Origin of the sequence: Psychrobacter sp. ANT_H56B (assembly GCF_008369245.1) — a bacterium.
Lineage (GTDB): Bacteria > Pseudomonadota > Gammaproteobacteria > Pseudomonadales > Moraxellaceae > Psychrobacter > Psychrobacter cryohalolentis.
On the sequence record NZ_VOBF01000010.1, the window covers coordinates 1 to 15,950 of the forward strand.

13 protein-coding genes and 1 pseudogene are annotated in these 15,950 nt (G+C 43.2%); 8 read left to right on the plus strand and 6 right to left on the minus strand.

What is annotated here, in order from left to right:
* A pseudogene (locus FQ082_RS11135) lies at positions 1-87 on the minus strand (IS1595 family transposase); the annotation flags it as partial.
* 133 nt (positions 88-220) lie between these two features.
* On the opposite strand from FQ082_RS11135, the gene FQ082_RS11140 reads away from it, so the two are divergent.
* The 4 genes from FQ082_RS11140 (at position 221) to FQ082_RS11155 (ending at position 6,953) form a co-directional block, all read left to right on the plus strand.
* On the plus strand, positions 221-1,861 hold the full coding sequence (locus tag FQ082_RS11140) for a hypothetical protein (protein ID WP_262498214.1): 1,641 nt from the start codon (positions 221-223) through the stop codon (positions 1,859-1,861).
* A 188-nt stretch (positions 1,862-2,049) separates the two neighbouring features.
* On the plus strand, positions 2,050-3,072 hold the full coding sequence (locus FQ082_RS11145) for a cell division protein ZipA C-terminal FtsZ-binding domain-containing protein (RefSeq protein WP_149493145.1): 1,023 nt from the start codon (positions 2,050-2,052) through the stop codon (positions 3,070-3,072).
* A gap of 185 nt (positions 3,073-3,257) precedes the next feature.
* Positions 3,258-5,333, plus strand: a complete 2,076-nt coding sequence (ligA, locus tag FQ082_RS11150) for an NAD-dependent DNA ligase LigA (protein ID WP_149493146.1) — start codon at positions 3,258-3,260, stop codon at positions 5,331-5,333.
* A gap of 3 nt (positions 5,334-5,336) precedes the next feature.
* Positions 5,337-6,953, plus strand: a complete 1,617-nt coding sequence (locus FQ082_RS11155) for a DUF2971 domain-containing protein (RefSeq protein WP_149493147.1) — start codon at positions 5,337-5,339, stop codon at positions 6,951-6,953.
* 48 nt (positions 6,954-7,001) lie between these two features.
* On the opposite strand, the gene FQ082_RS11160 is transcribed toward FQ082_RS11155, so the two are convergent.
* The 4 genes from FQ082_RS11160 to FQ082_RS11175 all read right to left on the minus strand — a co-directional run bounded on the left by FQ082_RS11160 (position 7,002) and on the right by FQ082_RS11175 (position 11,657).
* On the minus strand, positions 7,002-7,532 hold the full coding sequence (locus tag FQ082_RS11160; protein WP_149493148.1) for a hypothetical protein: 531 nt from the start codon (positions 7,530-7,532) through the stop codon (positions 7,002-7,004).
* Between the two features lie 273 nt (positions 7,533-7,805).
* Positions 7,806-8,216, minus strand: a complete 411-nt coding sequence (locus FQ082_RS11165; protein ID WP_149493149.1) for a hypothetical protein — start codon at positions 8,214-8,216, stop codon at positions 7,806-7,808.
* 334 nt (positions 8,217-8,550) lie between these two features.
* A complete protein-coding gene (locus FQ082_RS11170) occupies positions 8,551-10,998 on the minus strand; it encodes a YgiQ family radical SAM protein (RefSeq protein WP_149493150.1) in 2,448 nt (815 codons plus the stop codon).
* Positions 10,999-11,189: 191 nt separating this feature from the next.
* Positions 11,190-11,657 carry an Lrp/AsnC family transcriptional regulator gene (locus FQ082_RS11175; protein WP_011512726.1) on the minus strand — a complete coding sequence of 156 codons (468 nt, stop codon included), beginning with the start codon at positions 11,655-11,657 and terminating at the stop codon, positions 11,190-11,192.
* Positions 11,658-11,911: 254 nt separating this feature from the next.
* Between FQ082_RS11175 and rarD the strand changes: the two genes are divergently transcribed.
* Entirely contained in the window at positions 11,912-12,922 is a 1,011-nt protein-coding gene (gene rarD / locus FQ082_RS11180; RefSeq protein WP_149493151.1) for an EamA family transporter RarD, read from the plus strand.
* A gap of 104 nt (positions 12,923-13,026) precedes the next feature.
* On the opposite strand, the gene smpB is transcribed toward rarD, so the two are convergent.
* Positions 13,027-13,503 (minus strand): SsrA-binding protein SmpB, encoded by a 477-nt coding sequence (smpB, locus tag FQ082_RS11185; RefSeq protein WP_011512728.1) that lies wholly within the window; start codon positions 13,501-13,503, stop codon positions 13,027-13,029.
* Positions 13,504-13,757: 254 nt separating this feature from the next.
* Between smpB and coaD the strand changes: the two genes are divergently transcribed.
* From coaD to bioA, 3 genes are all read left to right on the plus strand, one after another.
* The gene (gene coaD / locus FQ082_RS11190) at positions 13,758-14,270 is read left to right on the plus strand and encodes a pantetheine-phosphate adenylyltransferase (protein ID WP_020442709.1); all 513 of its coding nucleotides are present in this window, start codon (positions 13,758-13,760) and stop codon (positions 14,268-14,270) included.
* A gap of 71 nt (positions 14,271-14,341) precedes the next feature.
* Positions 14,342-14,590 carry a YfhL family 4Fe-4S dicluster ferredoxin gene (locus FQ082_RS11195; protein WP_011512730.1) on the plus strand — a complete coding sequence of 83 codons (249 nt, stop codon included), beginning with the start codon at positions 14,342-14,344 and terminating at the stop codon, positions 14,588-14,590.
* Between the two features lie 55 nt (positions 14,591-14,645).
* Positions 14,646-15,950, plus strand: a complete 1,305-nt coding sequence (gene bioA, locus FQ082_RS11200) for an adenosylmethionine--8-amino-7-oxononanoate transaminase (protein WP_149493152.1) — start codon at positions 14,646-14,648, stop codon at positions 15,948-15,950.

A 15,950-nucleotide genomic window follows, 5' to 3' on the forward strand; every position in this document is an offset into this window, starting at 1 on the left:
GGCTGTTCTAGCGGTTACTTCAGCCGTGAAAAACTCTAACAGTCGTCGCTGTACTTTTTTACTTAGTTTACAACGGGTTATCTTCATAAAAGCAGTCTAGCATAGTGCTTATCTACTACAGCCCCTTAATCTAAGTAAGTTTGCTGGCGCGCAAAATGGTCAAAACGATAGCAATAGTCAATTTTTAACTCAGCGTTTACAGCAGCGCAGCCGTCTGCAAGTGTTAGAAGAGTTGCTTGATGAATTTGAAGCCAAAATCCAAAATCAGCAAAAGGCTATTGCTAATAACCAGCGTAACTATGATGCACTAACGGTTAGCTTAGAAGAAACCCGCGCGCAAGCTGAGCAATTGACCCGTGACCAGCATAAATATCAGCAGCAGCTCACTACTCAACGCGCTAATGCTGAGCGCCTACAAGCAGATAGCCAACGCTTAAGCACTGATAAAATAGCCCTTGAGCAAGAGCAGCAAGAGCTTAAGCAAGAACAACAAACGCTCACTCATGAGCAGCAAGATATTCAAAGCCAGATAGTAGCGTTAACACCGCAAATATCTGATGCTCGAGCGACAACGCAGCAATTACAAGCTGAGCGCAGTGAGTTAAGTCGCACCCGTCAGGCAGACGATGATGATTGGCAAGCATTGCAGCTGCGTATCCAGCAGAGCGAGATACGTGTAGAACATGGCGTAAGCAGCCTTATGCGTGCGACCGAGCAGCACGATAAGTCACTGCAAAGCGAGAAAATTTTACAGGCAAATTATGAACAGCAGCAAAATAAGCTGCCAGAACTGCAAGCAACCCTGCAAACAGTGCAAACGGCGCGTGATGAGCAGCAGACGTTATTAACAGGGCGCGAGACAGCATTAACGGCGCTTAAGCAAGAGTATAATCAGCAGCAGGTCGAGCTAGATACCCTGCAACATAAATTGCAAACTCAGCAAAGCGCGCTTGCCCATCACTCGACCGAGTTGGCACTAAGCGTGGCGAGGTTAGAGGATGCTAGCAGCCATACGCAAGAAGCGCTAGATGTGTACTCTAATGCGAGTCATAAATATAAAGCGCAGTCGGATATCTCTCAGCAGCCACAGCATCAGCAACAAGTGATGAGTGTCTCAAACTTATTGGCAGACTTTATCGCTCATGATCGCCGTGTGCGTCCAGACAAAATCGCAGAATTAGAATCTGAGCGTAATAAGCTTGAGCAGCAATTAAGCAAAATTGGCGCAGTTAATCTCGCCGCGGTGGCAGAATTGGCTGAGGTTAATGAACGTTTAGAGCCACTGGCGCAGCAGACAGCGGACATTGCTGCCAGTATGCAGACGTTGACCGAAGCGATTGCCTCTATTGACGAGACGACCAAGACACTATTTATGCAGACACTTGATGCGGTCAATAATGAGCTTGCTAACTTATTTGCCAAAGTCTTTGGCGGCGGGCAAGCAAGCTTAACGCTAAATACTGAGGATATGCCTGCTAATGCGTCAAAATCAGAACAGTGGCGGGCAGGGTTGACTTTGATGGCACAGCCAAAAGGTAAGCGTAATAGTCGATTAGCCGTGTTATCAGGCGGTGAAAAAACCCTGACCGCGCTGAGCTTAATTTTTGCGATATTTAAGCAGCATCCTGCACCATTTTGCGTGCTTGATGAGGTTGATGCGCCGCTTGATGATGCTAATGTCGCTCGTTTTACCAGTCTCATTCATGAATTAGCAGACGATTTGCAGTTTATCTTTATTAGCCATAATAAATTAACCATGCAAATTGCTGATGAATTAAAAGGTGTTACCATGCCAAGCGCAGGGATTTCTACCTTGGTCAGCGTATCGCTCGATGAAGCCGCACTTTATATTGCTGAATAGCAAAAATAGTGATAACTGGCAGCGATTGTCAGTGGTATAGTTAGGGGTCAGGGCAGAAGGTCACGCAAGTGTGTCAGCCTCACGGTAAACGATGACTATATGGTGACGATGTTAATTAGCCATGCTAGACTATTGCCATTTATTCCCTCTTATGTATTCTCTTTTGTCGTAGATTAGGATTATTTCTCATGACCGCTATTCAGTTTATATTGATCGCCATTGCTGCATTGATTGTGCTTGCTGGGCTAATTATGGTCATGCGTAGCTTTAAGCGTCGCAAAAATGCAGAAGCTGCCGCGGTCAATTATGACAAAAACGGTATTCCTATCATACCGCGTCATGAGCGCAATATCGTCGATCAGCCAGATTTAGACGACACGATCGCTGGCGAAACCAGTATCACGCCTGACCGCAGTTATCTGAATGCAGTCGTTGAAGATGCACCTTTGAGCCAAGCGCGTCAGCAAGACGATGTACAGTTGATGTCTGGATACGATAATGTCAGTAGCGATGTCAACGATAGCTATAGCCAAGTAAATGATGAAGATTATGCGCGCTGGCAGGCAGAGCAGCATAACGATAATAGCGAATTTACCTCTGCTGCTGAGCAAATGCATATTGAACAAGAGCCTGATGCGTTTTCAAGCTTGGTATCGGCAACTGACAGCCTGATGCCATCTATTGATACGGCAGAAGAGCCAAGTTTCAATGATAATAGCCCGATACTTGATCAGCATTTATCAGAGCCGGTCGATGATACGCAAAATGCACCACTTATCAATGCCAAAGACAATATCAATATCACCATCTTGCCGCACCAATATCGTGACCGTCCAGCAGCGTTGATTCGCGGTCGTGATTTATTGGCATTGATCGATAAATATGGTCTGCGTTATGGCGCGATGAATATGTTCCATCGCTATGAGCAAAAAGACGGTACGGGTATGCTATGGTTCAGTATGATGGGCATCACCGATAGTGGTATCGCGCCTTTTGATCCGCATAGCGTGGCGACCAATAGTTATAATGGCGTGGTGGTCTTCTTATCCTTACCGCATCCGCAAGCGCTGCGCAGTTTCGATAGTATGATGAGCATCGCTTATATGATGGCAAGCGATTTGGACGCTGTGATGCTAGATGAAGAGAACGACCCAATCACGCCTGAATACAAGCAACAATTACGCAACCAAGTGCGCGATTATGAAGGTTGATCGCTACCAAAGTTGATTAAAATCGATAAATAGTATCAGTACTAAAAAAGGCAAATAGCGCTTGTGACGTTATTTGCCTTTTTTTATTTTTCCGTTATCCTGTTTTTCTATAAAATTTTATCCGAGCAGCCTGCAAAATTGTTATCATATCGGCATCTTGAATTGTAAAGAAAAAGACACCGACTATGACTGATCCTATCGCACCGCTTACTTCTAAAGATATCCATAATGCCAAATCTACAGGCAATGATGATGCTATCGTCGCTAAAATGCGCTCGCTTATTAAAGCTCTGAAAATACATAATCATGCTTATTACGTACTCGACAATCCACGTATGGAAGACAGCGAATACGATCAGTTGCGTCGCTCATTGCTTGAGCTTGAAGAACAATATCCAGATCTAGTACAGCCAGATAGCCCCATCAATCAAGTCGGTGATATGCCGCTATCTGCTTTTACCCAAGTGACTCATGATATCCCCATGCTCTCGCTTGGTAACGTCTTTGATTATGACGAATTACATGGCTTTATGCGCCGCGTCAACGACCGTCTCAATGACGCGCAGAAGAACCCTGAATATGAGATGGAGCTAAAGCTTGATGGGCTAGCAGTGTCGCTCAAATACGCTTATGGCAAGTTTATGCAAGCGGTCACCCGCGGTGATGGACAAACGGGCGAGGATATTACCCAAAATGCCAAAACCATTCACAACTTACCGAAGTGGCTGCCCACCGCAAGCGATATTGAGCTGTTAGAGGTGCGCGGTGAAGTACTGATACCCAAAGCAGGTTTTGAGCGTTTGAACCGCCTTACTGAAGAAAAGGGCGACAAAACTTTTGCTAATCCACGTAATGCGGCCGCAGGCAGTTTACGTCAATTAGATCCATGCGTGGCGGACAACCGTCCGTTGGCATTCTATGCCTATTCAGTCAATCAAGGTCTTTCTGAGCATATCAAAACCCAATCAGCTGCACTAGAATGGCTAAAATTTCTAGAATTTGAGATCAGTACGGTAGAGGTAGTACAGAATCCACGCGAGGCGCAGGATTATTATGAATATATGGTTGAAACGCGTAACGATTTGCCGTTTGAGATTGATGGCATGGTTATCAAGGTCAATAGCTTGGCGTTGCAGCAGCAGCTTGGGTTTCTATCGCGTGAGCCGCGCTGGGCAACCGCTTATAAATTCCCTGCCGAAACCGTCATGACACGTTTGCACGCTATCGAATGGCAAGTCGGACGTACTGGCGCGATTACGCCAGTTGGTAAATTGCAACCCGTCAAAGTCGGCGGCGTGACCGTGAGCAACGTTACCCTGCATAACTTTGGCGAGATTCAACGATTGGATGTACGTGCAGGAGATATGGTCAGCGTCCATCGGGCGGGCGATGTCATCCCAAAAGTCACTCGCGTCTGGCATGAGCAACGTCCCGCAGATTCAGAACCGGTACAGCTACCGTCGACCTGTCCAGTATGCGACTCACCTGTGGTACTGCCAGAAGATGAAGCGTTGGCGCGTTGTACCGGTGGTTTATTTTGTCCCGCGCAGCAGCAAGAAGCACTTATTCACTTTGTCTCGCGTCGAGCGATGGATATCGATGGCTTGGGCGCAAGTTGGCTGGTTAGTTTCTTTGAGCATGGTTTGGTGAAGACCGTCGCTGATATCTATCAGCTGCATAAGCATCAAGAAGAACTGATTACCCTTGAGAAATTAGGCGAAAAGTCGGTACAGAACATCCTTAGTGCTATCGAAGCCAGTAAGCATACGACATTGGCGAGCTTTATTTATGCGCTGGGTATTCGCGGGGTCGGTGAGACGACAGCGCAGAATTTGGCGCAGCAATTTGGCGACCTCGATAGCCTAATGGCTGCTGATATCGATAAGCTACTGCAAACGCCTGACGTCGGCGCGATCACCGCTGAACTTGCTTACAAATTCTTCCGCGCACCGCATAATATCGAAGTCATCACGGCACTGCGCGAAGCTGGCGTGCATTGGAAAAAGGTTGAGCAAGTAGCGTCAGAGGGATTGCCGCTCGATGGGCAAACATGGGTCATCACCGGTGCGCTCGATAGCATGGCGCGCGATGAAGCTAAAGCCAAACTACAAGCACTGGGTGCCAAAGTCTCAGGTAGCATCTCGGCAAAAACCACTGCGCTACTGGCAGGGGGTAAGGCTGGCTCAAAAATGGCAAAGGCGGAAAAACTAGGCGTTAAGGTTGTGGGTGAAGAAGAGTTTTTGGTGTTGGTTGGGGAGTAGAGTATGAGTGTCGACAATATGGAAAATTTAGACGAAGAAACTCGTAAAAAAATTGAAAAGTTACTTAAGGTGACGCGTGAGAAAGATGGTAATGAGAGTTATGCCAGTGCACAAATTGATAAGGGTTTGATTTATTACAATCTTAATCAGCGTAAACAATCTTATGAATCTTTCAATAATATTAATAAGTCTGATAGCTTGACTCGTTATATGATGGCACAATTTGGTATGGGGGGTATGTTAGCTGGAGACAGTAAGTTTAATGAGGCGTTAAAAGTTTGGAGTAATATAAAAGGGTTAGGAGACTCTTTAGAGACTGCTGGTTTAAAGTTTAGAGTAGGTGTTGCTCTTTTAGAAGATAGTTTTTCTGAGTATGATGAAGCGAAGCAGTATTTTATCGAAGCGATAGAATATTATCCATATGAGTCATATTGTTACCAAAAAATATGTAATTTACTTTCAGATTCACGATTGAAGGTAGCTGGTAAAAAATCTTTGCAGCTATTAAATAAGACGTTGGAAATTGTGGAGATATTAAAGTTAGATTTTGAACCAGATTCTAGTGACAATAAATCCCCTGAGAGAAAACTTGCTCATTATACAAACACTAGTATTACTAACCTTTTATTAGAAAAGAATGAAGATGGTAGCCTACCAAGTTTTTTTCGTCTTAATACTATTAATAATGTTAATGATCCAAGCGAGGGACATTTATTAATAAACTATTTGAAAGGTATAAGAGAAAATTCTTTCTATGCACCAGATTTTGATAAAGATTTACATGCATTCATTAGCTGCTTTACATTCAATCATGATAGCCTTAATCAATTTCGACTATATGGAAAAGAAGCTGATAAAGAAGCTTCAGGTGTCAGTCTTGTATTTAAAAAGGAGTTTTTTCAGCTAGATAATTCTTTAGGAGGGCTATCTTTCCTATCCTTTGAAAGTAACATCCAGAGTGCAAATAGAGATATTTCTACTTTAGTAATTAATAAACATTCAAGTATGAAGGAAAGCTTGAGTAGTAAAACTAGAGTTAGCAAACAACCAGTAATGAGGTGTGTGTATATAGACCCCACTTCTAGTTATATCCAACTAGCTCAGCGAAATCGTATAACTTTTTTTCGTGAATTCGGTAATGAAACTGTAGTAGTACAAAATAGAGAAAAAAGTAAGGCAGAATATGAGTGGGAAGAGTATAAAAAATATATAGATGAGAAAACTGTTGCCTTTAGTGACGCTTTTCGTACTCTAAAAAGTACTTATGAATCTATAATAAAGGAGAAGAAAGCGATAGCAAGTGATGATTTGGAGTCGTCCAATAAAATCGATATATTGATAAACGAGATTCTTCTACCTTTAAAGTACTTAATCAAGCATTCTACTTTTCAAGAAGAGCAAGAGTGTCGAATGGTATATGTGACCTCAATAAATGCGCCTGAAGTTAATATTGCACATAAAAAGCTTCTATTTGTTGAGTACGAAGCTGAAGTAAAAGAGACTCTTAACAAAGTATATATTGCGCCCGCCGCAACTGAATATCAGCTTTACTTAGCTTGGCTACTCCGTAATACTGATGTCAAAATCGAACTCTCAAATAACCCTTATCGCCAAACTTAATATCTTTTAATGGCGTGTGATACGAAATAAAAAACACGCTATTAACTTCTACTCCACCACTTCTCCATGCGCCTTAACCTCACCCTTCTTACCATCAGGTTTAATCTCAATCGGTAACACCAACCCTTTTGCAAAATCCCCTGCCAATACATAATCATAGCTTCCAGCAGCGACATCAGGCGTGGTATGAATGACCATCTTCATATCTTTATCATCAGTCAATTCATGCGAGACATAGCTTTCACTGAGCTGATCCAAGGCTTTCGATAGCGCCTCATTACTAGCCATACTTACGGTCAGATTATGCTGAGCAGTAGCATTATCCACTTTGAAATACTCTGCATAATCGCGGACATTTTGACTATCAAGTGCAAACGGATATTGATAATTAGCGAGATCGGCTGGCTTTTCGCCGCTATCTATAACTGACCAATCTATCGTATTTGCTACCGCTGAGCCCGTTGTCGATACCACTGTATCCGTTTTTTTAGCCGTAGTATCCGTACTATTATCGCAGCCTGACAGCGCCCACATACTGGCAGTCGTAATGATGAGCATAGTTATAAGACGCTTTGGCATCGAGGTATCCTATTTATGATAAGTCATGAGATGTTTTGATAGAGGGGCTATTTTGACAGCTTTCTGTGTGCTTCTCTAGCGAAATGCAAAAAAGGATGCTTTTCACTCTAGCAATTTCTTATTCTAGTAAGTCAGATAAGAAGACGATTTTTCTATAAACCGTTTAACAGAGCAGCCATAAAAAAACAGCCATCTTTCGATGACTGTTTATAGTAATGCTAAGCTCAACAATTATAGATTTATCATTATTAATGAACGATTAAACCGAAATAACTATCTACCTACTTGGCAGTTTACTTGGTATTCTTTACCATTTGCCCATTTCATAGCGAAAATACCTTTGTCGTCTTTCATGTGCCATGCATAGACCACTTCTGTGTTTGATTCATTCACATAGCTTGCTGTATCGCCTTGAACAGCGCCATTCAAGATAATTGGCTGGTTCGCCCAGTTTACTTTAGGTAAAGTGGCATTTAGCATTACTTGCTTCTTATTGATTGACTGCTTTGCCAAGATTTTGCTGCCATCAGTACAGGTATAAGGTGCTGGTGCCATACGGTCATAAGCGGCGTCAGTCACGCTTTCTGAAACAGGTGTATTTGGCGTAGTAGGAGCGGTAGTCGCACAAGCGCTTAATAGGGCAAGTGCAGGTAGAGCAGTAGCAAGTTTGGTTAGGGTATTCATAGCATTCTCCAAAAGTATAAAAGTCATCGTGTATTTGTTATTAACTATGCGTTAAGCATATAGCGCATATAGTATCCAAAACTCACTTTATAGAATGTTAGAAATTGTTTGTTACGTGTTCACTTGGTTACTTAAAAGCTGTTTACTGTAACGATTGATTTAAGGATGCTTAATGAATTTCTGATTTTCTTACTTTCAGCAAGCAGCATAATCAACTTCAAGATCAAATAAAAAAGCGCCTATCAACGTGTGGCTGATAGGCGCTTATCTAATTGGGCATTAGCCAGTAGATACTGTTGATCTACTGTATGACAGCAGATTAATAATGATTTGATTACTTGGTTTTACGTGGTGGTAGACCGGTATGCTGAGTTTGGAAGTTGCCTTTACTCACTGGCTTTTTGCCGCCAGTATTTTTGCCCGCAGCACCTTTATTTGACCAGCTGTCAGCTGTTTTATTGCTACGTTTCACCGAGTCATTACCCAGACGGCTGTTTTTCTTACGCGCTGATTGATAGCTGTCTTGCACCGCATCACGACCTTCTAAGCTGGCATTAAATGGCGGGATTAAGCAGCCGCGATTTTTACCAATCAAATCACCGCGCCCCATATCTTGCAGGGCTTTACGCAGCATTACCCAGTTTTTTGGATCATGATAGCGCAAGAAAGCTTTGTGCAATTTGCGCTGCTTACCTGATTTGACGATATCCATATCACCTTCGTCACGGCTGATTTTATGCAGTGGGTCTTTATGCGTGTGATACATGGTGGTCGCGGTCGCCATTGGGCTTGGGTAAAACGCTTGTACTTGGTCAGCGCGGTAGCCATTGCCTTTTAGCCATAGCGCAAGATTCATCATATCTTCATCTTTGGTACCCGGATGGGCGGCAATAAAGTAAGGAATCAAATACTGCTCTTTGCCCGCTTCTTGGCTGTATTGCTCAAACATGGCTTTAAATTTGTCATAATTACCCATGCCCGGTTTCATCATTTTTGATAAAACGTTTTCTTCTGAATGCTCAGGGGCAATTTTTAGATAACCACCGACATGATGGCTGACCAATTCTTTGACATATTCAGGATCTTTAATCGCCAAATCATAACGTAGACCAGAGGCAATAAGGATTTTCTTCACGCCTTTGATATCACGCGCTTTACGATACAACTGTGTCAAATTGCTGTGATCAGTAATCAGATTTTCACAAATATCAGGATAAACGCAAGACGGTTTACGACAATTTTTCTCAATAGTTTCATCTTTACAGTTTAGACGATACATATTGGCAGTTGGACCACCAAGATCAGAGATAACACCGGTAAAGTTTGGTGCAGTATCACGAATCGCTTCGACTTCACGTAGGATAGATTCTTCTGAGCGATTTTGGATAATGCGTCCTTCGTGCTCGGTGATAGAGCAAAAAGTACAACCGCCAAAACAGCCACGCATGATGTTGACCGAAAACTTAATCATGTCATAAGCAGGGATACGCGCATCGCCATAACTTGGATGCGGCAGGCGAGCGTATGGCAAGTCAAACACGTAATCCATCTCTTCCGTCGATAAAGGAATCGGTGGCGGATTGAGCCACACATCGATAGAGGTATGTGAGTTACCGGCGCCGCTACTATGACGCTGTACCAGTGCGCGTGCATTACCCGGATTGGTCTCAAGATGCAAGATACGGCTAGCATGAGCATAAAGCACAGGGTCAGATTTGACATGCTCATAATCAGGCAGACGAATGACGGTTTTCTCACGCGGTGGCATTTTAATTTTATGCTTACGTGCTGTCATCGGTTTAGTAAAGCCACGCATTTGTACGACTTGCGTCTCTTCATCGACTTGGTCAGTATTCAAGATTTTATTGGTCACTGGTTCAGACACGAATCCTGGATATTGCCCTGACATTCCTGATAATGACTGTCCAACAGGAGAGGCGCTAGGCTTATCTTGTTCAATTGAGCATTGGTCAAGATCTTCAGTCATCACATACGGGTTGATAATCGGATCAACACGACCAACGGTATCGACATCATTACTGGCAACTTCGGTCATGCCTGCTTGCCAATGACGGCGCGTCGGCGTGAGCAAGTACGCTGTACCGCGCAAATTGCTCATTTGCTCAAAGCTATAGCCTTTTGATAGACCATGTACCACATCGACGATGGCACGCTCAGCATTACCATACAATAAAACATCAGCACGGGCATCAAGCAAAATACTACGGCGTACTTTATCTGACCAATAATCATAATGCGCGATACGGCGTAGACTGCCTTCGATGCCGCCTAAGATAATTGGCACATCAGGATAGGCTTCACGGCAGCGCTGACTATATACGATGGCGGCGCGGTCAGGACGTTTGTCCGCGACGTTACCCGGCGAATAAGCGTCATCACTACGGATCTTACGATCAGCCGTATAACGGTTAATCATGCTGTCCATGTTGCCCGCCGTCACGCCATAAGCATAGACAGGTTTGCCAAGTTCCATAAAGGCATCTTTACTCTTCCAATCTGGCTGAGCAATGATACCGACGCGGAAACCTTGTGATTCTAGTAAGCGCCCGATAATAGCCATACCAAAACTTGGGTGATCGACATAAGCATCGCCCGAGATAATGATGACGTCACAGGCATCCCAGCCAAGCTCATCCATCTCTTTGCGGCTCATTGGCAAATAAGGCGCAGGCTCGTAGCAGCTTGCCCAATGTTTGTCGTAGTCGTAAAGGGGTTTGGTGCCTTGTTTAAAGGCGGTGCGGGCGATGGTATCGGCAGACATGGGATAACCTTAATCAGAAAATCAGAAAAAATGCATATATATAATAGCCATTATAGAGAACGGTAGTTGATGGCTAATTTAAAGGCGCTCATTTTAACATGAATAACGTTCATGATGTAATAAACGTATTAGCGATAAGTTATTGATAGCGCAGAATAATCTATGGGTAGCAATTAGGCAAAAAGCAGCTATCAATCTAAATAAATCTTCGTACCACTCTTGGTAAAGTTCATCACAAACTGACTCTTAAAATTACGTACATTATTTTCGTAAGTGAGCAAATTGCGAGTGAACTGATGATAATCCTTCATATTTTTAGCACTCACCATGAGCATAAAGTCAGCATCGCCAGATACTTCATAGCAGCTCATCACTTGCGACTGGGCATTCATCAAACGCTCAAATCGATGCTGCATAGAGTTATTGGAGCGCTCCATCTCTACCATCACCACCGCCGTCAAGCTATAACCAACCTTATGAGGGTCTACTATAGCCACTTGCTTAGTAATCACCCCATTGTCTATCAGCGCTTGCACACGCCGTTGAGCCGTAGCGATAGACACGTTGACGTGTTCTGCAAGGGTTTTTAAGGGCAATGTCGCATCATCTTGCATCAAATTCAAAATGGACTTGTCGGTCTTATCTAATGGCTGATTCATAGGGCTTCGCTTTCAGGTAGAGACATTAACAGAGGATGATTACAACTCACTTACTATAGAGGTATTATCACTATAAATTATAAAGTAATAAATTATTATTAATATAGGCAACTATAAGATAAATATATTCATATTAAGATAAATATAGAGATTTTTTCGCAATCACTAGCTATAAACTAAGCTTTATATATTAGAAAACGATAATAATCTCTATCAAATAGTGTTTTCGCTGCTCATGCAAATAAAGGTGCTTTATGTCTACTTCAACCCTAACCAATACTGTAGCGTCGACTTTGTCACGTTTCCCGATGCCAGCAATGTGGACGAAAGGCAGCGTGCAGCAGCGCACTTTAATAATGGGTGTAGCACTAGCAGTCTTATCCAACGTATTGTTTGGCGTACTGTATGCTTATAGCAGTTTTTTAGCACCGTTATCAGGAACTCAAGTTTTTATCTGGCGGATGCTTGCGATGTGGGCCGCACTGATAGGCTATTTGCTTATCAGCGGGCGTTTAGGTTTTCATATAGATAAACTAAAAGCATTATGCTCTGTTAAACAATGGGCGTGGTTGCTATTGCCTACACCGATATTCTTAAGCCAGTTTTGGCTATTTATGTGGGCACCCGTCAATGGGCAGGGCGTACAGACCGCGATGGGTTATTTTTTATTTCCGCTCATGATGGTGGTGTTTGGCTGTGTCTTTTTTGGCGAAAAGTTAAGCCGTTTGCAATGGTTGGCGGTTGCTTTTGCCGCAGTTGGAGTCGGCAGTGAGATTGTACGTACGCAAAGCGTCTCGTGGGCAACACTATGGGTCTGCGGTACTTATCCTGTTTACTATATTTTGCGCCGTTTGCAAGGTATTGGCGCAGTTACTGGGCTGTTGGTTGATTTAACGATATTCGCACCATTTGCTTTGGCGTACTTATTTTTTATTGCCCCAAGTAGTTTAAGTTTAGTCAGCGGCTCTGGGTTCTTTATTGCGATGCTGGTAGGACTCGGTGTTATGAGCGTGCTGGCCATGAAAACCAACGTCGATGCCAGTCAAATGCTGCCAATGAACGTTTATGGTATGATGAGTTATTTGGAGCCAGCATTACTATTTATCTTAGCAATAACCGTTTTGGGCAATCCTTTTGAATCAGCGATGATCTACAGTTATGGTTTGATTTGGGTCGGGATAGCTTGTCTGATTGTGCATGGTGTACGTCAATTACGCCGCGCCCATCAACAATCGCAAACGACAGAAATTGCACCAGTTATTTGAAAATTAATAAATAAGAGTAATCGAATAAATAAAAACGGACGATTCAACATTATGCTGAATCGTCCGTTTTTTTAAGATTAACACCAATCTGTTGAAAGAGGGCTTTAATCTAAATCCTTCTTAAAGCCACGCTGCTTATCACGTTCCCAATCACGGTCTTTAAGCGTTTTACGTTTGTCATGCTGTTTTTTACCCAGTGCCAAGCCAATTTGACATTTTACCAGCGAGTTTTTCCAATAGCAGGATAATGGCACGCAGGCATAGCCTTTTTGGTTGACTGCACCCATCAACTTTTCGATTTCGCGGCGATTAAGCAGCAGCTTACGAGTACGGATACTATCAGGGCTGACATGCGTCGAGCTAGATAGCAGCGGCTGAATATGCGCGCCAAATAGGAATGCCTCATTATTACGAAAAATAATATAAGCTTCCGTAATGGTCATTTTGCCCGCGCGAATGGCTTTAACTTCCCAACCTTGTAACGACAGACCTGCCTCAAATGTCTCTTCAATAAAGTACTCATGACGAGCCTTTTTATTGGCACAAATTTGATTTTCCGGTTTTTTTGATTTTTTTGACATAATGTCTCCATAAGGACTGCTTAAATATATCTTGTCCCTATATTTCTAGTCTTACTAATTCCTCATCCTAACCCTTAAATGCGAGTTATTTTTTATAAATGCTAAACAGATGAGTCGAACTGGCTATTGTAACAAAGCTTCCGCTGCAAATGTAGCCGCGCTGTTAGGACAAATGTAGCAGATAAGTATTAAGTTTGGATAAAATTTGCTAGCATATAGCTTATTATTTTATCACCAACCACATTGGTCCTGCTATGAGCTCTTCTGCTACTTCTTCAAAATTGCATACCAAGATTCTATACCCTGGCACCTTTGATCCCATTACCAATGGTCATGTGGACTTAGTGACGCGCGCGACCAAATTATTTGACGAGGTGGTGATTGCAGTGGCATCTGGTCACCATAAAAAGCCGTTATTTAACTTTGAAGAGCGTGTGGCTTTGGTCGAGACCGTATTTGTTGATTTGCCGCAGGTATCCGTCATAGGCTTTGAGGGCTTGCTAGTCGATTTTATGCGCGAAAAGAATGCCACTGCTGTCTTGCGTGGTTTGCGTGCGATGTCAGATTTTGAATATGAGTTTCAACTCGCCAATATGAACCGTGAGCTTGATGAAAATTTTGAAGCCGTATTTTTGACGCCTTCACAGAATTACTCATTCATCTCGTCGACCATGATTCGCGAAATTGCTAAGCTCGGCGGTGACGTGACAAAATTTGTGCCGCCTTGTGTCTCTGAAGCTTTTATTCAAAAGCTCGGTAATAAATAGGTCGCGTATCTGTGTTAGATTGCGTATTTCTTAATAAATAGAAATGCCTGATAGAAAAAAAGGAGCAGTCTATGGCGTTGTTAATTACGGATGAATGCATCAACTGCGATGTGTGTGAGCCTGCCTGCCCAAACGAAGCCATCTCAGAGGGTGATGATATCTATGTCATCGACCCTGACTTATGTACCGAATGCGTCGGTCATTTCGATGAGCCGCAATGTGTGGTTATTTGCCCTGTCGATTGTATTCCTCATGATCCCAATCATATCGAAACCGAAAGTGATTTGATGTCTAAATACAAACGCATTACTGGTCAATAAGTGACTCATACACTATTGATAACATCTGGATTTAGAGCGCTTTAGGGACAATGTAATGACGATAAATGCAAGCCAGATAACGAGCGATTTTGATCAGCAACATCTCTGGCATCCGTATGCCAGCCTACCACCGACTTATCCCAATATCGTGATTGACCGTGCCGAAGGTATTTATATCATTACTGAAGATGGTACGCGCCTGATTGATGGTATGTCGTCATGGTGGGCAAGCGTGCACGGCTATAATCATCCCAAATTGAATGCGGCGATGATTGAACAATTGGGCAAAATGGCGCACGTCATGTTTGGTGGTTTAACCCATCAGCCAGCGATAAACTTGGGCAAAAAACTGCTGTCAATTGTGCCTGCCCGACTGGATGCGATATTTTATGCCGATAGTGGCAGTATCGCGGTAGAAGTTGCGCTTAAGATGGCATTGCAATATCAAATTGCCGCCAAGCGTCCAACCAAGCAGCAGTTTGCCTCGACCCATTCAGGTTATTACGGTGATACATGGCATGCGATGAGTGTCTGCGATCCTATTAACGGTATGCACAGTCTCTATGGTAAGCAGTTGCCGATGCAGCATTTTGTCGCAGCGCCACCAATGGGATTTGAGCGTGACTTAACCCAAAGTGAGCGTGAGGCGTTAACGGAGTTTTTTGTTAAAAATAGTGATCAGCTTGCTGGTTTTATCATCGAGCCGATTATCCAGGGCGCAGGCGGCATGCGCTTTTATAGTCCGCAATATTTACAACTATTACGCCAATTATGTGATGAACATAATGTTGTATTAATTGCCGATGAAATTGCCACCGGTTTCGGGCGTAGCGGCAAGTTATTTGCGTGTGAGCATGCGGGCATCAGCCCTGATATTATGACGATTGGGAAGGCATTAACTGGCGGTTATATGACTTTTGCCGCGACTCTATGTACGCGCACTATAGTTGATATGATTAGCCAAAGTGATTATCCAGCATTGATGCATGGTCCTACCTTTATGGGTAATCCGCTGGCTTGTGCGGTTGCTTGTGCCTCTATTGATTTAATCCTGTCTTATGATATTGAAGCGCGCACGGTAAATATGCAAGCCATTATGAATGAGCAGCTTGTGCAAGCTGCGAGTTTAGAAGGTGTTAAGGAAGTGCGCTGTTTGGGTGCAGTTGCCGTCATTGAGCTAAATGATGCGGTTAATATGCCAGTCTTTCAATCCTTACTGATTGAAAACGGCATTTGGGTGCGACCCTTTGGGAAATTGGTTTATATTATGCCGCCCTATGTGATTACCGATGATGAACTTACCACTCTTTGCCAAGCGTTATTAAAAGTGGTCAGTAGTTATTTAACGCGAAAGGATTAA

Bases quoted from the DNA above. Each gene is read 5' to 3' on its own strand.
- FQ082_RS11145 (WP_149493145.1), top strand. From the start codon at position 2,050: ATGACCGCTATTCAGTTTATATTGATCGCCATTGCTGCATTGATTGTG.
- ligA (WP_149493146.1), top strand. From the start codon at position 3,258: ATGACTGATCCTATCGCACCGCTTACTTCTAAAGATATCCATAATGCC.
- FQ082_RS11155 (WP_149493147.1), top strand. From the start codon at position 5,337: ATGAGTGTCGACAATATGGAAAATTTAGACGAAGAAACTCGTAAAAAA.
- FQ082_RS11160 (WP_149493148.1), bottom strand. From the start codon at position 7,532: ATGCCAAAGCGTCTTATAACTATGCTCATCATTACGACTGCCAGTATG.
- FQ082_RS11165 (WP_149493149.1), bottom strand. From the start codon at position 8,216: ATGAATACCCTAACCAAACTTGCTACTGCTCTACCTGCACTTGCCCTA.
- FQ082_RS11170 (WP_149493150.1), bottom strand. From the start codon at position 10,998: ATGTCTGCCGATACCATCGCCCGCACCGCCTTTAAACAAGGCACCAAA.
- FQ082_RS11175 (WP_011512726.1), bottom strand. From the start codon at position 11,657: ATGAATCAGCCATTAGATAAGACCGACAAGTCCATTTTGAATTTGATG.
- rarD (WP_149493151.1), top strand. From the start codon at position 11,912: ATGTCTACTTCAACCCTAACCAATACTGTAGCGTCGACTTTGTCACGT.
- smpB (WP_011512728.1), bottom strand. From the start codon at position 13,503: ATGTCAAAAAAATCAAAAAAACCGGAAAATCAAATTTGTGCCAATAAA.
- coaD (WP_020442709.1), top strand. From the start codon at position 13,758: ATGAGCTCTTCTGCTACTTCTTCAAAATTGCATACCAAGATTCTATAC.
- FQ082_RS11195 (WP_011512730.1), top strand. From the start codon at position 14,342: ATGGCGTTGTTAATTACGGATGAATGCATCAACTGCGATGTGTGTGAG.
- bioA (WP_149493152.1), top strand. From the start codon at position 14,646: ATGACGATAAATGCAAGCCAGATAACGAGCGATTTTGATCAGCAACAT.